Source organism: Caballeronia sp. LZ016, from assembly GCF_031450805.1.
Lineage (GTDB): Bacteria > Pseudomonadota > Gammaproteobacteria > Burkholderiales > Burkholderiaceae > Caballeronia.
In genome coordinates this window covers 731,667-750,138 of the sequence record NZ_JARTVY010000002.1, presented here as the reverse complement: position 1 = coordinate 750,138, position 18,472 = coordinate 731,667, and the positions used below count along the sequence as shown (strand labels likewise).

Below are 18,472 nucleotides of genomic sequence, written 5' to 3'. Positions count from 1 at the left end.
GCATGTCTCGCAGAAAGTTGTTCGCACGGCTTCGCGCCCACTCGACGCCCGGAAATTCCGAAGGCACCCCCGCCGATCTGCAGCGCTTCGTGACGCCCGCGCTGACGGTCGTCGTGTGTGCGCTGCTGCTGGTCGTCTTTCAGCACCTGTCCCATTCGGTCGATTACAAGTCGGTCGTCCGTTCGCTGCGTCTGCTCACGCCGCAAGCGTGGGGCGGCGCGCTGTTCGCAACCGCGCTCAGCTTTGCCGCGCTCGTCGGGCGCGACGCCATCGGCTTGCGTCATATCGGCGCGACCGTGCCGCGCTCGCTGCTGTGGGTCGGTGCGACGGTCGGTTCCGCGCTCGGCAACGTCACCGGCTTCGGCGCGCTGACAGGCGGTGCGGTGCGCTGCCGCGTGTACGGCGCAGCCGACGTCACCCCCGCGCAAGTGGGCCGTCTGTCGGTGTTCACGGGCGTGACGCTCGCGCTGTCGCTCGCATTCATGACGGCGGTCGGCATGGTCGCTTCGGCGGGCACGCTCGCCGGCATGATGCATCTTTCCCCTGCCACGCTCCGTGCGATCGGCGCGGCGCTGCTCGCCGTGTTCGCCGCGATGCTCGTGTTCTGCGGACGGGAGCAGCGGACGCTGCGTTCCCGCTGGAAGTGGCTCGCGTTCAACGTGCCGACGCGCCGCGATTTCATCGCGCAGACGGCGCTCGCCATCTTCGATGTCTTCGGCGCAGGGCTCGCGCTCTGGGCGATGCTGCCGGGCACGCACGTCGGTCTCGGCGACTTCATGACGGTCTTCTCGGCGGCGATGCTGCTCGGCATGATCGGCCATACGCCGGGCGGGGTCGGCGTGTTCGAGGCGGCGATGGTCTTCGCGCTCGGCCGCGACGTCGCGACGCCCGACGTGCTTGCCGCGCTGCTCGCGTACCGCGCCATCTACTTCGGCCTGCCGCTGATCCTCTCCGCCGGCGTGATGGCCGCGTTCGAAGGCCGCGCGCTGAAAGGACGCTTCGCGTTCCTGCATCCACATCGCGTATCGCAGCTTGCGCCGCTGTTTCTCGCGATCGTCACGTTCGCAGCCGGCTCGATGCTCGTGATCTCCGGCGCGACGCCCGCGTTCAAGATGCGCATCGCGTTGCTGCAGACAGTCGTGCCGCTGTGGGTGCTCGAAAGCTCGCAACTGCTCGGCAGCGTGCTCGGCGTGCTGCTGCTGTTCGTCGCGCGCGGTCTGATGCGCCGGCTCGACGCCGCGTGGTGGCTCGCGCTGATCCTCGCGGTGGCGAACTTCGCGCTGTCGCTGGCAAAGGGTCTGGCCTTCATCGAAGCGGGCGTGCTCGCGTTCCTGATCGTGCTGCTCGTGGCGACGCGCGAGCGCTTCAATCGGCGGGCATCGCTCTTTGCGGAACGCTTCACGCTGACGTGGCTGTTCTCGGTCGGCATGGTGATGGCGGTGGCCGTGTGGATCATGTTCTTCGCTTTCCGCGACGTCCCGTACGACACCGACCTCTGGTGGCAATTCGCCTTCGACGAGCGCGCGCCGCGTGCGTTGCGGGCGACGCTGGCCGCGGGTCTGTTCGCCTCGGCGTTCGCGGTGTGGCAACTGTTGCGTCCGGCGGCGGGCCGCTTCGTGAAGCCCGCGCCGCAGGACCTCGCCGATGCCGCGCGCATCTTTCGCGCACAGGAGCGCAGCGACGCGGGCCTCGCGATGATGGGCGACAAGAGTTTCCTCTTCTCCGAATCGCGCGAAGTCTTCCTGATGTACGCAAAGCACGGCCGCACGTGGGCGGCGCTGCACGATCCCGTCGGCCCGCGCAGTGAGTGGGCGGGGCTGATCCGCGAGTTCGTCGCGCTCGCGCACAGGCATAACGGCCGCGCGGCCTTCTATCAGGTGCGCGCCGATGCGCTGCCGCTCTATCTCGACGCCGGCCTCACGCTCATGAAACTCGGCGAGGAAGCGCACGTCGCGCTGTCGGATTTCGACCTGAAGGGATCGCACCGCGCCCATCTGCGCTATGCGCTCAAGCGCGGCGAACGCGACGGCTTCGACACCGAGCTGATCGGTCCCGAGCGCATCGCCGAATGCATGCCGATGCTGCGGGAGATTTCCGACGCCTGGCTCGACAGCCGCTCCGCGCGCGAGAAGAGCTTCTCGGTTGCCGCGTTCAACGACGACTATCTGGCGGCGCAATCCGTGCTGCTCGTGCGCCAGCAGGGCGCGCCGGTCGCGTTCGTCACGTTCATGACGACGGACCTCAACACCGAAGCGACCGTCGGCGTGATGCGCCATGTCGCGGATGCATCGCCGTATGCGATGGAGTACCTCTTCACGAAGCTCGCGCTGCATCTGAAGGAAGCCGGGTTCCGCTCGCTGTCGCTCGGCATCGCACCGCTTTCGGGGATGGAGCCGACGCCGCTTGCGTCGCACTGGCATCGGCTGGCAGGGCTGGTATGGCGTTTCGGCGGGCGTTTCTACAACTTCCGCGGCTTGCGCGGATTCAAGAGCAAGTTTCAGCCGCACTGGGAGCCGCGCTATCTGGCGGCATCCGGTTCGGTCGGCGTATTTTTCACTTTGGCGGACCTTTCGCTGCTGGCGGGAGGCTGGCGTTCATGATTCATTCTTGCAAGAAACTGGCGGCGCTCGCGGCAGCCGCCGTGTGCGGCATGTCGATGTTCGGCGCGGCGCACGCAACCACCATTGCGGGCGGCCGCTACGGGCAGGTGACGCTCACGAAGCCGGCAGGCGAACTGACGGGCTTCGTCGTCCTGTTCTCCGATAAAACCGGCTGGAGTCCCGCCGATACGCAGGCCGCCGATGCGCTCGCCGCCAAAGGCGCCATGGTCGTCGGCGTCGATACGCCTCGCTATGCCGCGCGCCTCGCGACCGAGAAGAAGGAGACGTGCCACAACCTCGTCGGCGATGCCGAGGACATGAGCCATCAACTCGAACGCACGGTGCAGACGAGCCGCTATTTCTCGCCGATCTTCGCGGGCACGGGACAAGGCGCGATGGTGAGCGAGCAGGCCTTGACGCAGGCGCCCGACAACACGGTGGCGGGCGCGGTGTCGCTGGCGGCGGATGCGCAGCTCGATGCGCGCTTCAAGCCCTGTCCGCCCGATCCGACGATCATCCATATGAAGGGGCTGCCCGGTTTCATGGAACGCGCCGCGCTGCAGCCGGGCCGCGCGAGAGCCGATGCGATCGTCGCAATGACGGCGCCGCATCTGAAGAAGCCCGACGCACCCGTCGATAACGATGTCTCCGATCTGCCGCTCATCGAACTGCGCGCCGCGCGGCCAACCGATCTGCTCGCGATCGTCATTTCCGGCGACGGCGGCTGGCGCGACCTCGACAAGACGATGGCGCTCGCGCTGCAGCGTGATGGCGTATCGGTGATCGGCATCGACTCGCTGCGTTATTTCTGGAGCGAGAAGTCGCCCGAACGAACGGCAGCGGATCTCGCGCGCGTGATTCGCACGTACAACGCGCGCTGGCATACGAGCCATGTGGCGCTGGTCGGCTATTCGTTCGGCGCGGACGTGATGCCGTTCGCGTACAACCGCCTGCCCGATGCGGTGCGCGGGCAGGTGTCCTATGTCTCGCTGATGGGCTTCGCGCCCGAGGCGGATTTTCAGATTCGCGTAACGGGCTGGCTCGGCATGAAAGCGAGCGGGAAAGCGCTGAAGGTCAAGCCGGAACTGGCGAAGCTGCCGCCCGCGATGGTCCAGTGCATTTATGGCGAAAAAGAAGACGATACCCTGTGCCCGACGCTCACGAAATCGGGCGTCGAAGTGGTGAAGCTGCCCGGCGATCACCACTTCGGCGGCGATTACGACGCGCTCGCGCGGCGCATCCTGGCCGGCTGGCGCAAGCAGATCGCGGCGCGCGCCGGGGCGTGAGTCGCCTCGAGCGCCGGACGCTTCAGGCTGACGCTCAGTTCAGCGCGCCGAGATAATCGCGCTTGCCGATCGGCGCGCCCAGATGGCGCAGGATGTCGTGCGTCGTCACGACGTGGAAGTAGAAGTTCGGCAGCCCGAAGCCCAGCAGATAGTCCACGCCTGAAAACGATGGCGAGAAGTCCGGGAACTTGAGCGTGACCGTGCGCGTTTCGCTATCGGCGAGCGCGGCCTTGTCGATGCTTTTCAGATACGCGACGGTCTTCGCAATGCGCTCCTGCAATGCCGCGAAGCTGTCCTCGTCGTCCTCGAAACGCGGCGCTTCGACGCCCGACAGGCGTTGCGCGGAGAGCTTCGCCGTATCGCTGGCGCGCTGGACCTGCGCGGCGAGCGGCAACATGTCGGGCGCGAGGCGCGCGCCGATGACATCCGCGTGAGCGAGGCCTTTTTCATCGGCGAAGGCGGCGCCTTTTTGCAGCAGGGACGCGCAAACCTCCAGCCCGCGAATGAAAACCGGAATCGACGCGCGATACATCGAAAGGGACATGGTCTTGCGCTCCTTGGCGTTGTGCGGACCGCGATGGTCCTTTTGTCGAAAGGACGACAAGGATAGCGCTGTGCGTTGCGGGACGCTCGAATGGCCGGCCGCTATCCGTGCGCGCCCGGCGCATGCCGCGCTTCCCACGCGCGCAATTGCTGTTCGTAGCGTTCGAGCGCTTCGTCGTAGCGATCGAAGACGCACGGATGACAGCCGCTATGACAGCAATCGTCCGGCGACGGGCGCTCGGGCGGCGCCGGGCGTGGATCGTCCGCGGATGAGTCGGCAATTACATTGGACAAGGTCGTTTTCTCGCTTTGGCGCACGCACGCTCCCATTGTGCAACTCGCCGATGCATTGCTGCTGACGCGCGAGGCGGCCACCGTCCGCGGCTAGCTTTTGGCGGTGCACGCGCGCCGCACGGTGCGATACTGGCCGACAACCCGCCCGTGCTACCACCCGACCGCACGATCAAAGGGACCGTGACCAAAGGACCGTGACCGATGAATGAGACCGTCAGGCGTGCGATGCTCGGCGCGCTCGCCATTGCGATGCTCGCTGGCTGCGCCGCGTCGAATGAGGCGTCCGAGCGCGCCGACGACGCGCCGTATCGCGCCGAAATCCGCCGCACGCAATCGGGCATTCCGCACATTCGCGCCGGCGACTGGGGCAGCCTCGGCTACGGTTACGGCTACGCGCAGGCACAGGACAATCTGTGCTCGCTCGCCGATGGCTTCGTCACCTGGCGCGGCGAGCGGTCCGAACATTTCGGCGCCGACGCGCGTCCCCCGAACGCGTCGATCTTCGGCCAGCCGCGCAATCTGGACTCCGACTTCTTCTTCCGCCTTGTCGATGACGAGACCGCCGTCGATCGCTATCGCGCCGCGCAACCGCCGGACTTGCGCGGTCTCATCGACGGATTCGCCGCGGGCTACGACCGTTATCTCGCCGATCTCGACGCAGGCAATTTCCCCGGCGCGCACGCGGCCTGCCGGGGCCAGCCGTGGGTCGCGAAAATCGGTCCGGACGATATCTGCCGGCGGCTGATCGCGGCGAATCTGGCGGGCGGATCGGCAAGATTCGTGCAGGCGATCGCAGCGGCGCATCCGCAGAGGGCGGGGGCGGCGGTATCGAGCGATGCGAACGACTTGCGCTACGCCGTCGGCGATCTGCCCGGCATCGGCAGCAATGCGCTGGCCTTCGGCGCGCCGATCACGCGCGACAAGCGCAGCATTCTTTTCGGCAATCCGCACTGGTTCTGGCGCGGCCCGGACCGCTTCTATCAGGCGCATCTCACGATCCCCGGCCGGCTCGACGCGGCGGGCGTTTCGTTTCTCGGCGTGCCGCTGATCGTGCTCGGCTTCAACGAGAACATCGCGTGGACGCATACGGTCTCCACCGCGCGCCGCTTCGGCATCTTCGAACTGACGCTCGATCCCGCCGATCCCACGCGCTACCGGTTCGATGGCGCGACCGAGCCGATGACGCCCGTGCCGCTCACCGTGCGCGCGCGCCGCGCCGACGGTTCGCTGGAACCGGTGACGCGCACGCTGTATCGCACGCGCTTCGGGCCGGTCGTCGATCTGTCGCCGCTCAACGCCGCGCTCGGCTGGAACGCGCAGCGCGCCTACGCGCTCGCGGACGCCAACGCGAACAACGTGCGCAGCTTCGAAAACTTCTTCGCGTGGAACCAGGCGCGTTCGCTCGACGATTTCATCGCCATCCAGAAGCGCTACGCGGCGATTCCGTGGGCCAACACGTTCGCAATCGGCCGTGGCGATGCCCGCGCGTGGTTCGCCGACATCGGCGTCATTCCCGGCGTGCCGGACGCCCTCGCTGATGCCTGCACGCCGCCCGCCGGCCGTGCGCTGGCGGGCCGCATGCCCGGCGTGCCGTTCCTCGACGGTTCGAAAAGCGCGTGCGCGTGGACGCAGACGGGAATGCTCCCCGTCGATCAGATGCCGAGCGCGGCGCGCGGCGACTACGTCGGCAACTTCAACGACAGCTACTGGCTCACGAATGCGAACGTGCCGCTTTCGGGCTATCCGCGCATCGCGGGCGTGGCGCGCTACGAACAGTCGCTGCGCACGCGCTACGGGCATCAGCTTGCCGCGCGGCTGCAGCGGGAAAGCGGCGGCGTCACGCGGGAAGCGGTGGAATCGGCGGTGCTGGAAGCGAGATCGATGTCGGAGACGCTGTATCGACAGCCGCTGCTCGACGCCGTCTGCGCCCCCGGCGACGCCGCGAGCGCGCTCAACGACGCCTGCGACGTGCTGCGCAAGTGGAACGGCACGGCGGATATCGACGCGCGGGGCGCGAATCTGTGGGACGAGCTGTGGCAGCGGCTGATGCGCATCCCGCCCGAGCGTCTCTTCGCGACGCGCTTCGATCCGTCCCGCCCGCTGACGACGCCGAGCGGGCTGAACACCCGCGATCCTGCCGTCGTTCAGGAGATCCGGCAGGCGCTCGGCGGCGCGGCGCTCGCGCTGCGGCTGCACGGCTTCGCTCTCGATTCGCGTCGCGGCGATCTCCTCTACACCGTGCGCGACGGCGCGCGCATTCCGCTCTTCGGCGGCTGCGACGAAGCGGGCTATTTCACGGTCGTGTGCGCGGGGCGTCCGCTCGACGCGAAGGGCTATGCGATGGACGCGAACGGCGAGGGCGACAGCTATCTGCAAGTCGTCACGTTCACCGAGAACGGGCCGCAGGGCGTCGAAGCCGACACGCTGCTCGCGCCCGCCGAATCGGACGACCCGGCCTCGCCGCACTTCGGCGACGCGACGCGCCTCTTCGCCGGCAAAGAGTGGCAGCGCTTTCCGTTCACGGACGAGGCCATCAGCGCGAATTTGGCGGGGACGCCGCTCGTCGTCACCGGTCGTCGCTGACGAACCGGCGCATTGTTCATACGACAAGACGGCACGCGAATCGTAAAGATTCCCGTCTATGATGGAGGTTTGCCCGCATGGAACCTCTGTCATGACACCTGGCGACAGCACACAACATGAAGAAGCAGTACGGCTCGATTCGTCCGCACTGCAGGAATTCGTCAATCGCAAGTGGGACGACGAGATCGTTCCCGCGCTGACCGACTACATCGCGGTGCCTGCGAAAAGCCCGATGTTCGACGCCGACTGGGCGCGTCACGGTTTCATCGAGCGCGTGGTGACGGACGCCGTCGACTGGGTGAAGACGCAGCCGGTGAAGGGGCTGAAGGTCGAAATCGTGCGACTTTCCGGCCGCACGCCGGTCATCTTCTTCGAAGCGCCCGCGACGCGATCGGGCAGCGCGGAAACCGTCGTCCTCTACGGGCACCTCGACAAGCAGCCGGAATTCGAAGGCTGGCGCAGCGATCTCGGCCCCTGGACGCCCAAGCTCGAAGACGGCAAGCTCTACGGCCGCGGCGGCGCCGACGACGGCTACGCGACCTACGCCAGCATCACCGCGCTGGCGGCGCTCGATGCGCAGGGCGTCGAGCGGCCGCGCTGCGTCGGCATCATCGAGACGTGCGAGGAATCGGGCAGCTACGACCTGTTGCCGTACATCGACGCCTTGCGCGACCGGCTCGGCGATGTCGGCCTCGTGATCTGCCTCGACTCGGGCGCGGGCAACTACGACCAACTGTGGCTCACCACGTCGCTGCGCGGCCTCGTCGCGGGCGATCTCGAAGTGCAGGTGCTGGAAGAGGGCCTGCATTCGGGCGGCTACGGCGGCATCGCGCCGTCGACGTTCCGCATCATGCGGCAACTGTTCGAAAGGCTGGAAGACGCCGCGACCGGCAACCTGCTGCCGAAGAACTTCCATTGTCCGATTCCCGCGCAACGGCTGAAGGAAGCCGAAGCGACGGCGCACATCCTCGGCGACGATGTCTGGAAGAAGCTGCCGTGGAGTTGCGGCCAGGACGGCGGCACCGTGCTGCCGACCACCACCGATCCGAGAGAAGCGCTGCTCAATTCGACGTGGCGTCCGTCGCTGACGGTGACGGGCGCGGCCGGACTGCCTCCGCTCGCCGATGCCGGCAATGTGCTCGCGCCGCGCACGGCGTTCAAACTGTCGCTGCGCCTGCCGCCGCTCGTCGAAGCGACCGCAGCCGTTGCCCAGTTGAAATCGCTGCTGGAGCTCGATCCGCCGTATAACGCGAAGGTCACGTTCAAGCCCGAAGCCGGCGCGGCCACGGGCTGGAGCGCGCCGGAGCTTGCGCCGTGGCTGGCGTCGTCGCTGAACGACGCGTCGCTTCGTCATTTCGGCGCGGACGTCGCCTATATCGGCCAAGGCGGCACCATTCCGCTGATGAACACGCTGAAGGAAGGCTTCCCGCGCTCGCAGTTCATGGTGTGCGGCGTGCTCGGGCCGAAGTCCAACGCGCACGGCCCGAACGAGTTTCTGCACGTGCCGTACGCCAGAAAGCTGACGGCGGCCGTAGCGGAAGTGATCGCTGCCGCGCCCTGACCGGCAAACCGTCCTGACGAAAGACGACGCCCGCCACGAGCGGGCGTTTTTTCGCCGTTTTCAGCGATTTCTCAAAAACAAACTGGTCAGGCCAGTTGATCGTCTGTAAAGTGATAGGCCGCGCGCTTCTCAAGAAAGCGTCGAAATCCGCAATCGATCAAGGAGACGAGAGTCGCAATGAACGAAACCAGCAAACCCGAACAACGCATTGCCGCCGATACGCTGCACGCCTATGTCCGCGCGATCTGGGAACGCGCCGGCAGCGCGCCGCGCGAAGCCGAACTGGTCGCCGATCACCTCGTGATGTCGAACCTGTCGGGACACGACTCGCACGGCGTCGGGATGATCCCGCGCTATGTGTCGTCGCTCGGGGACGGGCAGTTGCAACTGAACACGCACGCGGAAATCGTCCGCGACGCCGGCGCGGTGCTGACCGTCGACGGCCGGAAGGGCTTCGGGCAAGTCGTCGCCTACGAGGCGATGGAGTACGGCATCGAGCGCGCGAAGAAGTTCGGCGTCTGCGCGGTCGGCCTGCGCAACGCGCATCACATCGGGCGTATCGGACACTGGGCGGAGCAGTGCGCGAACGCCGGGCTCGTGTCGTTCCATTTCGTGAACGTGGCGGGCGATCCGCTCGTCGCGCCGTTCGGCGGCATCGACCGGCGCTTCGGCACGAATCCGTTCTGCGCGGCGTATCCGCGTGATGGCAAGAACCCGCTCGTGCTCGATTTTGCGACGGCCGGAATCGCTTACGGCAAGACGCGTGTCGCCTACAACAAGGGCGTGCAGGTCGCGCCCGGCATGCTGCTCGACCACGAAGGCCGGCCGACGGTGGAACCCAAGGTCATGCATGAGCAGCCATTCGGCTCGTTGACCGCGTTCGGTCTGCACAAGGGATCGGGCCTCGCCGCGCTGTGCGAGATTTTCGGCGGAGCGCTCTCGGGCGGTTATACGACGCACGAAAGCACGCTGGAGAAAACGAGCGCGATCATGAACTGCATGACGTCCGTGATTCTCGATCCCAACGCCTTCGACGCCCCCGCCGCTCAGGCCGAAGCCGAAGCGTTCCTCGAATGGATGAAGGCATCGCCGCGCGCCGAGGGCATTGACGCGATCTATGCGCCGGGCGAGCCGGAAGAAGCGCGCCGCGCGGAGCGCCGCGCGAACGGCGTCCCCATCGATCCGACTACGTGGAAGCAGATCCGCGAATCCGCGCAGAAGTCGGGCATGGCCGAAGCCGATATCGAGCAGTTCGCCAGCGCGTTGAAGTAAGACCAACGGAAACGCGGCGAAATTGGTCAAGCCAATTTCGCCGCGCGTTCGGCACTTCCGGATCAGCGGACCATTTCCTTTTCGATCCATTCGATGACCGACGTGCGCTTCGGCTGCCAGTCGAGCAGTTTGCGCGCGCGTTCCCCGCGCACTCGGCTGTTCGAGCCGAGGCCGTAAGACGCCATCTCGTAACCCCATTCTTCGATCGCCTGTTCGAGCGGCCAGTCTTCCGGTCCGCGCAGGCCGAACGCCTTCGCCATTGCCGCCGTCATGTCGCGGAACTGCGCTTCGCCGCTTTCGACGAAATAGAACGTGCCTGCGGGCGTCTTGTCGAGCGCGCGCCGATAAACGTCGACCACATCGTCGATATGCACGTTCGACCAGATGTTCAGGCCGGGCCCCACATGCCGCACGACGCCGCTTTTCTTCGCTTGCCGCTCGAGGCGCGGCAGCTGCACGCTGGCCGTGTCCGGGATGGCGCCGTGACCGTAGATCAGCGTGTTGCACAGCACGGCCGAGCGCACGCCGCGCTTGGCGGCATCCAGCACCAGATTGTCGATGGCGACGCGCGGCGCCTTGTCGGCGGTCGGCTCCGGCAGCGCGTCCTCCGTATAAATCGCGTCCGACGCCTTGCCGCCGGACGCATCGCCGACGATGCTCGATCCGCTCGTATGCAGCAACGGCTTGTCCGAACCTCCAAGCGCGCCGATCAGCGCTTCCACCGCCCCACGATGATCGCTGCTGGCTGCATTGATGACGGCATCGGCCGCGCGCGCTTCGGCGGCGAGCAGGGCGGCATCGTCGAGGCTGCCGACGACCGGCTCGATACCGGCCTCGCTGAGCGCGTCGCTTTGCTCTGCCCGGCGAATGAGTCCGCGCACTCGATGGCCGTCGCGCACGAGGCCCGCTGCAATCGAACCGCCGATGAAACCGCTCGCGCCGGTGATGAAGATATTCATGTGCTTCGCTCCAGGAGATGAATCAGTGCGCACAGTATCGTCCGCTTCGACTTTCGCAAAAAGAGTGGTAGTCTCAAATAAACCTTGACTGAGAATCAATAATCCCGTGCGCCCCCATGAAAACGAATACCGATGAACTGCTCGTTTTCGTCACCGTGATCGACAGCGGTTCGATGACGGCCGCCGCCGAAACGCTGCAACAGACGGTTTCCGGCGTCAGCCGCACGCTGACACGCCTCGAGAAGAAGCTCGGTGCAACGCTCGTCCGGCGCACCACGCGCCGCCTGCAACTGACGGAGGAAGGCGAATTGTTCCTCGCCCGCGCCCGCGCGATTCTCGCCGCGATGGACGACGCCGAGGAAGCCATCTCGCGACGGCGCGAGCGGCCTGCCGGGCGGCTGCGCGTGGATGCAGCGTCGCCCTTCATGCTTCATTGCGTGGTCCCGCATGTGAGGGCGTTCGCATCGCTTTATCCGGAGATATCGCTGGAACTGACGAGCAACGAGCGTATCGTCGATTTGCTGGAGCAGCGGGTGGATATCGCGATACGAATCGGCGCGCTGCAGGATTCCACACTGCACGCGCGCGCACTCGGCAGCAGCAGGCTGCGCGTGCTTGCCAGTCCCGCCTATCTCGCGGAGCACGGCGAACCGCGCGATGTCGAAGAGCTGATGCGCGCGCGGCTCATCGGCTTTACCGCGCCGGAAAGCCTCAACGACTGGCCGCTGCGCGATGGCCGCGCGGCGTTCGTCACGATCCGGCCCGCGGTGTCGGCGTCGAGCGGCGAGACCATCCGGCAACTCGCGATCGACGGCGGCGGCGTTGCCTGTCTAGCCGATTTCATGACCGCCGCCGACGTCGAAGCCGGCCGCCTCCGCACGATCCTCGACGACGCGCTCGAAGACGTCCGGCAACCCGTCAGCGCGGTCTATTACCAGAGCGAATCGATGGCGGCCCGCGCCCGCGCATTCCTCGATTTCCTGGCGGGCAGGCTCGCGCTCTGATCCACGAACTCTCGACTGCCAACGAAGATGACACCGATAGAAACCATCAACGCCCCCGGCCTGCCGATTCCCGCCGGCCACTACAGCCACGCGACGCGCGCCGGCAACCTCGTGTGCGTCTCCGGCCAGTTGCCGATGCGCGCCGACGGCACGCATACCGGCGACCGTCCGTTCGATGAGCAGGCCGAACAGGCCTTGCGCAACCTGCGAACCGTGCTCGAAGCCGCGGGCGGCGGCCTGAAGGACTGCATGGAGGTCACGGTATATCTCGTCGGCGTCGAGCACTGGAAGACGTTCAACGAGATATACGAGCGGCACTTCGGCGCGTGGAAACCGGCGCGCGCCGTCGTGCCCGTCGGCGCGCTGCATTACGGCTCTGCTGGAGATATCGGCGCGCGCGTGGATCGAGCGCGGCTAGGCGAGGTCGAGTGAAGCGGTGAGATCGCCGAGCGGCGCTTCGCCGTTCGCCGCGAAAGCCCGGTCACGCGCGACGACGCCATCGAGCGGTGCGAGGTCGTGCACGCGCGAGATGAAGCGCAGGATCGAATTCGTGTCGTAAACGGTGTGATCGACGTAGCCTTTTTTTGCGAGCGGCGACACGACGATTGCCGGAATGCGCGAACCCGGTCCCCAGCGATCGCCCTTCGGCGGCGCAACGTGGTCCCACCAGCCGCCGTTTTCGTCGACCGTCACGATCACGACCGTGTTTTCCCACTGCGGCCCGCGCCGGATGCGTTCGATCACGTTCGAAATATGCCGGTCGCCCGATGCGACATCCGCGTAGCCCGCGTGCATGTTCAGGTTGCCTTGCGGCTTGTAGAACGTGACGGGCGGCAGGCGGCCCGCGTCGATATCGGCGAGCAGCTTGTTCGTGGAAGGATCGTCGCCGAGGCCGGCGTCGCGCAGATGCCGTTCGCGCGCTGCCGTTCCCGGCGCGAAGTTGCGGAAGTAGTTGAACGGCTGATGGTGATACTGAAAATCGGGCACCGCGCCGGTGTCCCGATGCTCGATTGCGTATTGCCACGCGCCGCTGTACCACGCCCAGTCGATGCCCTTCCCGGACAGGCGGTCGCCGATGGTCGCGTACGTCTGCGGCGGCAGCACGTTCGCGTTCGACGTATCGGCGAAGCGCGGGTCGCCGTCCGGCGCGGGCTTGACCATGCTCGGCTGGAACGGCGCGGCCATCGTGTTGACCGCGTAGCCATCGGCGGTGAGCGAGCTGTCGCGCACGAACTTCGGCGGTCCTTCGAGCGCAGACTTCGGCGAATCGGGCGCGAGCTTCAGGCGCGAGCCGGTCGGATCGTCGCCTTCGACCACGGATATCAGTTTGGACGCGGGGCTGTTGCGCGCATCGGGATAGAACGGCGCCTGCGCGGAAATCAGGAAGATGTGATTCAGCCAGGAACCGCCGAACGCCGACATGAAGAAGTTGTCGCAGAGCGTGTATTGCTGCGCGAGTCCCCAGAGCTTCAGAGTATCCGGCGAGTTCCGGTAGTGGCCCATGACGAGACCGCCCGAGTCGCTCCACGCGGCGAACTGATTGTTGCGCCCGGCGTTGATTTGCATCTGGTTCTGATAGAAGCGATGCACGAGGTCGCGTGTGATGACGCCGGTCGGCAGAGGGTCGCCTTGCGCGTCCGCAAGCCGGAACGGGCCGTTGCGCAGCGCGGCGATCTGATTCTCCGCGATGGCGTAGCGCTTGCCGTCGAATTCCTGCGACTGCGGCACGAGACCGCCCCAGATTCTGGGCAGCGTGGGCAGCGGCGTGATGCCGTCCCGGTCGAACTGCGTGTACTGCGACGCCGACACGGCCGACAGCGGATACTGCACGCCCGGAAAGTCGCCGTAAAGGTTGGTGAAGCTGCGGTTTTCCGCGTAGATCACGACGATCTGCCGCACCTTCGCGGCGAGCGTGCGGTCCAGCGAAAGGTCGGCGGCGGTCTTGGGCGCCGACGGCTTGTGCTCGAAGAGGTTGCATCCGCCGAGCGACAGGCCGGCAAGCCCGACGCCGGCCGCGATCAGACGCCGGCGCGCGGGATCGGCGGGCGCGTCGTTGTCGGCGGGGAGGTCCTGATGCAGATGCTCGTTCTCTTTCATTGCCTGACTCCTCGTGAACCCGCAGGCCGCCGGCTTGCGCTCGCAATATCGACGGCAAGGAACGGCGCGCGTATCGCGATGTCTGTGCACCACGCCGCGCCGCCGGAATGGCTGCGCGTGTTTGAAGCGGCGCGTCAGCCGATTGACAGCGCATGATGCCGCATCGGCCGGCCGCGTGATACTCGGTCAAACGGCTAGGCCAGCGGCGGAGCTGCGATTTCGCCTATGCCATCCGGCCGACTGTGCATCGCCGGGCGCGGTGACTAGGATCAGCTCAACACGAGTTTTGCGCCGACGAGCACGAGCGTTGCGGCAAGGACGTGGCGCAGCAGCGCTTCGGGCGCTTTCGACGACAGCGCGCTGCCGATGGCGATGCCCGGAATCGACCCGACGAGCAGCGAAAGGAGCAGCGCCCAGTCGACGGAGCCGACCATCCAGTGTCCGGCGCCCGCAATCAGCGTGAGCGGGACGGCGTGCGCCACGTCGGAACCGACGATGCGCGCGGTCGCGAGACGGGGATACAGCAGCAGCAGCACGGTCACGCCGATCGCGCCCGCGCCGACCGAAGTGATGGACACCAGCACGCCGAGGATCGCGCCGGTGAGAATCGTCCACGCGGCGGTGCGCGCCGGGTTCTCGGGGCGGCTGCGTCCCTTCTGATAGGCGAGACGTGCGAGTTGCGTGCGGAAGACGAGCGAAACGGCGGTGATGAGGAGCGCGGTGCCGAGGATCAACTGGATGAGCCGCGCCGTATCGGGGGAAGTCATGCCGTGCCGGTGAAGGAAGTAGAGCGTCACGGCCGCAGCCGGCACGCTGCCCGCGGCGAGCCGCCCGGTGATGCGCCAGTCGACCGAGCCTTTCAGGCCATGCACGAGCGTGCCGGCGGTCTTGGTTGCGGCGGCGTAGAGCAGGTCGGTGCCGACGGCCGTCGCTGGATGAATGCCGAACAGGAGGACGAGCAGCGGCGTCATCAGGGAGCCGCCGCCCACGCCAGTCAGGCCGACGAGGAATCCGACCGCGAGCCCGGAGGCGGAATAGAGTAAATCGATATGCGGGAATGACATCGAGCGGAAGAGGACTCGTCAGGCGAGGGTGGAGTCGAAGAACCGTTGATGATAGCGGGTAAGACGCTCGGGTGCTGTGCGGGGGGAATAGAGACCTCCGCTGCCAGTTCTTTTCGGGGCCTTGTCAGTGGTTGCTTCCCGCGTGCATCACAACTGTTACAGACTCACGCGAAATTTAGGACGTTTCTGACGATTGGACGTTAGCAAACATCACATACTGTGTTGCACCGTCATGGTGGCTCGTCAGCCTGACGAAAGCGGCTTGGTTTCATCGGCGGTGAAGTCGCATACCTCGATCCACGAAGTACGCACAGTAGTAGTCCCCTGCGCACGCAACACAGACAACAGCAGCGGATTCCGCAGGCGGTGCCAATCTCAACTTTCCCTCGAGCGTCGAACCGCACATCTGATGGACCCCCGCCTGCTTCCGCTCTACGACCGCGAACGCCTCTACATGCAGGCGTTGGGCGGTGAGTTCGCCCTTGGGCATCCCAAGATCGCAAGACGCCTTCTGATGCTCGGCTCCGAGACGGGCGATTCTTTCGTCAATCGCCTGATCCAGTCGTCGTCGTTCGTGAACGCACGCATGCAGATGCGTTTCGACGACGAGTTCCCGCTGCTCACGCAGGCTTTGCTGTCGTCGGTCTATCCGGGTTACCTGTCGCCTACGCCGTCCATCGCAGTGGCGCGTTTCTACGCGGGTGGAAAGGCCGCAGGTTTCGTCTCGGGCCACACGGTTGAGCGTGGTGCGGAGCTCACGTCGCTGCGGTTGCCCGATGGCGAGAAGACGGCCTGCACCTTTAGCACGACCCAGGACGTTGCGCTGTTCCCGATCCAATTGGTTGATGGCCGGCTGACCCACGTTCCGCCCGATGTTCAGGGGCAAGATCGCTATGTACCGCCGCACCGGCGGGTGCGCGGCGCCTTGCGTCTGCGTTTGCGCACGCTCGAGGGCATACCGTTCTCCTCGCTACAAGGACTGGACCGCCTGCAGATATACCTCGCTGGGGATGAACGCGTCGCGTCACACCTCCATGAATTGATCCATACCGGCGCTGTCGTCTCGCTTGTGGGCGAGCCGGGACGATTCAGCGAGGCGGGCTATGTGCCGCATGTGGTTGCATCCGATCCTGTCGTCCACGACGGCCTCACCGCCGACGAAGCGGTGCTGCCGCTCGCCGCGCCGAAGTTCATCGGCCACAACCTCGTGAACGAGTATTTCTCCTGTCCGAGCCGATTCTATTTCTTCACGCTGACGGGATTGCAGGCGGGGCTTTCGCGCATCAACGGCAGCGAGGCGGAGATCATCGTGCTGCTGGACCGCTCGACGAGCGAGCTGGCCGAGCGCGTGAACGCCGACATGTTCGCGCTCTTTTGCGTGCCGGTCGTCAACCTCTTCAAGGCGCGCACGGCGGCTGTGCGGACGCAGGACCTGGGGCCCGTGATTCACCTCACGCCGTTCGGCAAGGCGGCGCTCGATCACGAGGTGCATTCCGTCGACAAGGCGATCGGCCAGGCCAGCGAAGAAGAGGACTCGGAGGAATTGCCCTTCCATTCGCTCCACGATGCGCTGCTGCATGATGAAGAAGGCCACGGACGTTATTTCACGGTGCGTCGCGAGCAGCGCCTGGCCAAGGCCAAGGGGCGCTCGTATGGCACACGTGCGCCCTACATCAACACCGAATCGTTTCTCTCGCTGGTCGGGCGAGATGGCCTGCCGTACACGCCGGGCGAGCATGACGCGCCGATCAACTACCTGTCGTTCGATGTGTGGCTCACCAACCGCGACCTGCCGGGCCTGCTCGACTGCAACGGCGTGAGCGACGTGAAGCTGCCCGGGTCCGCGCCGCTCGCCAGCGTGGGCCTCGTGCGCGCGCCGAGCCGATCGAGGCCGCCGCTAGGCGTGGGCATCAAAGCGTGGCAATTGCTCGCGCAACTGGCGATCGAACACGCGGATTTCGATGACCGCTACGACGAGCCGAATCCCGGCGAGGGCTTGCGCAGCCTCCTGCGGCTTTATCTCTCGGCGGATATGCCCGCGTTGCGGCGGCAGGTAGAGAGCCTGTCCTCGGCGACGCTCACGCCGGTCAACTGCGTCGTTCCTCATGCGATTCCGCCGATGGTGCGTGCGCTGGAATGCGCCGTGACGGTCGATGAAGAGGGCTTCGAAGGCGTGAGTCCCTATGCGTTGGGGCTGGTCCTGGAACGGTATCTCGCACGACACGCCTCCGCGCATTCGTACACCCAGGCATTGCTCGTATCGGAGCAGCGCGGGCGCATTGCGGAGTGGCCGCCTCGGCCGGGCACCCGCAGCGTGGCGTGAGGCCCGCAAAGCGGAGCAGATAAAGAGTCGAATCGAATTCCTGCACGGCAAGCACCGTGACCTAATCAAAATAATCAGGGAGCAGTATCAGATGTTCAATCCGCTGCAAAGCCGCACGCTGAAGATCGAGTGCCAGGCGCTGCCCACCTGGGGCGGCGCCGGCATCCTCATCCCTCAGCGCGTCAAGGGTGTCGAGGCGCTCGGGGAGCTCTTCGAATACGAGGTCGATTTCGCCTCGGTCGACAGCCCGACGTTCCGCATCTGGAATGCGCGCGACCTCGTCAAACCCGATGAACTGATCGGCAAACCGATCGAAATACAAGTCGAATTCGAGGGCAAGGGAACCTTCGTTCCGGGCCTGCCCGGCAATCTGGGTGCAGGCAACGTCGGCGCAGGCGTGCGCAGGATCAACGGCCTCATCACTGAAGTGCAGCAGACCGGCAGTGATGAGCGGCGCGTCTATTACCGGTTCACAGTCAGACCTTGGCTCTGGCTGGCATCGCAGAATCGAGATAATCGGGTGTTCCAGGACGTGAGCGTCCTGGACGTCACGGAGGCGGTGCTGAAGGGCTACACGTTCCCATGGGACAAGCGCCTGGCCGCCGTCGCGCTGAACAACAACGTCTTTCCGAAGCGCGACTTCATCAGACAGTTCTGGCAAAGCGACTACGAATTTCTAAAGCAACTGTGGACCGAGTGGGGGCTGTATTACTACTTCGATGGCATGAAACTCATGCTGTGCGATTCGCCCGGCTCGCACAAGAAGCACGGCAATGCGTATGACTCGGTACTGTATCACTCGCCCGAGGGCAAGCGCATTGACGAGGAGCACATCCATAGTCTGAAGGTGCTGCGTGTCAACGCCGACTGAAACCTGACCCACATT

General features: G+C 65.9%; 14 protein-coding genes. 9 read left to right on the top strand and 5 right to left on the bottom strand.

Annotation, left to right across the window (positions count from 1 at the left end; genetic code table 11):
• Window positions 1-2 precede the first annotated feature (2 nt).
• Together mprF and P9220_RS16910 are read left to right on the top strand one after the other, a co-directional pair.
• Window positions 3-2,600, top strand: coding sequence for a bifunctional lysylphosphatidylglycerol flippase/synthetase MprF (gene mprF, locus P9220_RS16915; RefSeq protein WP_309766159.1), 2,598 nt, complete (start codon window positions 3-5; stop codon window positions 2,598-2,600).
• Window positions 2,597-3,886 carry a virulence factor family protein gene (locus tag P9220_RS16910; protein WP_404980272.1) on the top strand — a complete coding sequence of 430 codons (1,290 nt, stop codon included), beginning with the start codon at window positions 2,597-2,599 and terminating at the stop codon, window positions 3,884-3,886. The genes mprF and P9220_RS16910 overlap by 4 nt, the downstream gene beginning before the upstream one ends.
• Window positions 3,887-3,920: 34 nt before the next feature.
• Here P9220_RS16910 and P9220_RS16905 read toward each other — a convergent pair whose 3' ends face one another.
• Both P9220_RS16905 and P9220_RS16900 read right to left on the bottom strand, forming a co-directional pair.
• Window positions 3,921-4,430 carry a DUF1993 domain-containing protein gene (locus P9220_RS16905; protein ID WP_309766158.1) on the bottom strand — a complete coding sequence of 170 codons (510 nt, stop codon included), beginning with the start codon at window positions 4,428-4,430 and terminating at the stop codon, window positions 3,921-3,923.
• A gap of 101 nt (window positions 4,431-4,531) precedes the next feature.
• A complete protein-coding gene (locus tag P9220_RS16900; protein WP_309766157.1) occupies window positions 4,532-4,723 on the bottom strand; it encodes an oxidoreductase-like domain-containing protein in 192 nt (63 codons plus the stop codon).
• A 201-nt stretch (window positions 4,724-4,924) separates the two neighbouring features.
• Here P9220_RS16900 and P9220_RS16895 point away from each other — a divergent pair, with 201 nt between their 5' ends.
• From P9220_RS16895 to P9220_RS16885, 3 genes are all read left to right on the top strand, one after another.
• Entirely contained in the window at window positions 4,925-7,306 is a 2,382-nt protein-coding gene (locus P9220_RS16895) for a penicillin acylase family protein (protein WP_309766156.1), read from the top strand.
• 91 nt (window positions 7,307-7,397) lie between these two features.
• Entirely contained in the window at window positions 7,398-8,867 is a 1,470-nt protein-coding gene (locus P9220_RS16890; protein WP_309766155.1) for a M20 family metallopeptidase, read from the top strand.
• Between the two features lie 177 nt (window positions 8,868-9,044).
• Window positions 9,045-10,139 carry a malate/lactate/ureidoglycolate dehydrogenase gene (locus P9220_RS16885; RefSeq protein WP_309766154.1) on the top strand — a complete coding sequence of 365 codons (1,095 nt, stop codon included), beginning with the start codon at window positions 9,045-9,047 and terminating at the stop codon, window positions 10,137-10,139.
• A gap of 62 nt (window positions 10,140-10,201) precedes the next feature.
• On the opposite strand, the gene P9220_RS16880 is transcribed toward P9220_RS16885, so the two are convergent.
• Window positions 10,202-11,098 (bottom strand): NAD-dependent epimerase/dehydratase family protein, encoded by an 897-nt coding sequence (locus P9220_RS16880; RefSeq protein WP_309766153.1) that lies wholly within the window; start codon window positions 11,096-11,098, stop codon window positions 10,202-10,204.
• Window positions 11,099-11,214: 116 nt separating this feature from the next.
• On the opposite strand from P9220_RS16880, the gene P9220_RS16875 reads away from it, so the two are divergent.
• Window positions 11,215-12,102, top strand: a complete 888-nt coding sequence (locus tag P9220_RS16875; protein ID WP_309766152.1) for a LysR family transcriptional regulator — start codon at window positions 11,215-11,217, stop codon at window positions 12,100-12,102.
• A gap of 27 nt (window positions 12,103-12,129) precedes the next feature.
• Complete coding sequence (locus P9220_RS16870) at window positions 12,130-12,534, top strand: Rid family hydrolase (RefSeq protein WP_309766151.1); 405 nt, start codon at window positions 12,130-12,132, stop codon at window positions 12,532-12,534.
• On the opposite strand, the gene P9220_RS16865 is transcribed toward P9220_RS16870, so the two are convergent.
• Together P9220_RS16865 and P9220_RS16860 are read right to left on the bottom strand one after the other, a co-directional pair.
• On the bottom strand, window positions 12,517-14,199 hold the full coding sequence (locus P9220_RS16865) for an acid phosphatase (protein WP_309766150.1): 1,683 nt from the start codon (window positions 14,197-14,199) through the stop codon (window positions 12,517-12,519). The two genes, P9220_RS16870 and P9220_RS16865, sit on opposite strands and share 18 nt — an antisense overlap.
• Window positions 14,200-14,468: 269 nt before the next feature.
• The gene (locus tag P9220_RS16860) at window positions 14,469-15,263 is read right to left on the bottom strand and encodes a sulfite exporter TauE/SafE family protein (protein WP_309766149.1); all 795 of its coding nucleotides are present in this window, start codon (window positions 15,261-15,263) and stop codon (window positions 14,469-14,471) included.
• A gap of 409 nt (window positions 15,264-15,672) precedes the next feature.
• On the opposite strand from P9220_RS16860, the gene tssF reads away from it, so the two are divergent.
• Both tssF and P9220_RS16850 read left to right on the top strand, forming a co-directional pair.
• Window positions 15,673-17,586 carry a type VI secretion system baseplate subunit TssF gene (gene tssF / locus P9220_RS16855; protein ID WP_309766148.1) on the top strand — a complete coding sequence of 638 codons (1,914 nt, stop codon included), beginning with the start codon at window positions 15,673-15,675 and terminating at the stop codon, window positions 17,584-17,586.
• Window positions 17,587-17,677: 91 nt separating this feature from the next.
• Window positions 17,678-18,457, top strand: a complete 780-nt coding sequence (locus tag P9220_RS16850; protein WP_309766147.1) for a phage late control D family protein — start codon at window positions 17,678-17,680, stop codon at window positions 18,455-18,457.
• Window positions 18,458-18,472: the final 15 nt, after the last annotated feature.

Bases quoted from the DNA above. Each gene is read 5' to 3' on its own strand.
- mprF (WP_309766159.1), top strand. From the start codon at position 3: ATGTCTCGCAGAAAGTTGTTCGCACGGCTTCGCGCCCACTCGACGCCC.
- P9220_RS16910 (WP_404980272.1), top strand. From the start codon at position 2,597: ATGATTCATTCTTGCAAGAAACTGGCGGCGCTCGCGGCAGCCGCCGTG.
- P9220_RS16905 (WP_309766158.1), bottom strand. From the start codon at position 4,430: ATGTCCCTTTCGATGTATCGCGCGTCGATTCCGGTTTTCATTCGCGGG.
- P9220_RS16895 (WP_309766156.1), top strand. From the start codon at position 4,925: ATGAATGAGACCGTCAGGCGTGCGATGCTCGGCGCGCTCGCCATTGCG.
- P9220_RS16890 (WP_309766155.1), top strand. From the start codon at position 7,398: ATGACACCTGGCGACAGCACACAACATGAAGAAGCAGTACGGCTCGAT.
- P9220_RS16885 (WP_309766154.1), top strand. From the start codon at position 9,045: ATGAACGAAACCAGCAAACCCGAACAACGCATTGCCGCCGATACGCTG.
- P9220_RS16880 (WP_309766153.1), bottom strand. From the start codon at position 11,098: ATGAATATCTTCATCACCGGCGCGAGCGGTTTCATCGGCGGTTCGATT.
- P9220_RS16875 (WP_309766152.1), top strand. From the start codon at position 11,215: ATGAAAACGAATACCGATGAACTGCTCGTTTTCGTCACCGTGATCGAC.
- P9220_RS16870 (WP_309766151.1), top strand. From the start codon at position 12,130: ATGACACCGATAGAAACCATCAACGCCCCCGGCCTGCCGATTCCCGCC.
- P9220_RS16865 (WP_309766150.1), bottom strand. From the start codon at position 14,199: ATGAAAGAGAACGAGCATCTGCATCAGGACCTCCCCGCCGACAACGAC.
- P9220_RS16860 (WP_309766149.1), bottom strand. From the start codon at position 15,263: ATGTCATTCCCGCATATCGATTTACTCTATTCCGCCTCCGGGCTCGCG.
- tssF (WP_309766148.1), top strand. From the start codon at position 15,673: ATGGACCCCCGCCTGCTTCCGCTCTACGACCGCGAACGCCTCTACATG.
- P9220_RS16850 (WP_309766147.1), top strand. From the start codon at position 17,678: ATGTTCAATCCGCTGCAAAGCCGCACGCTGAAGATCGAGTGCCAGGCG.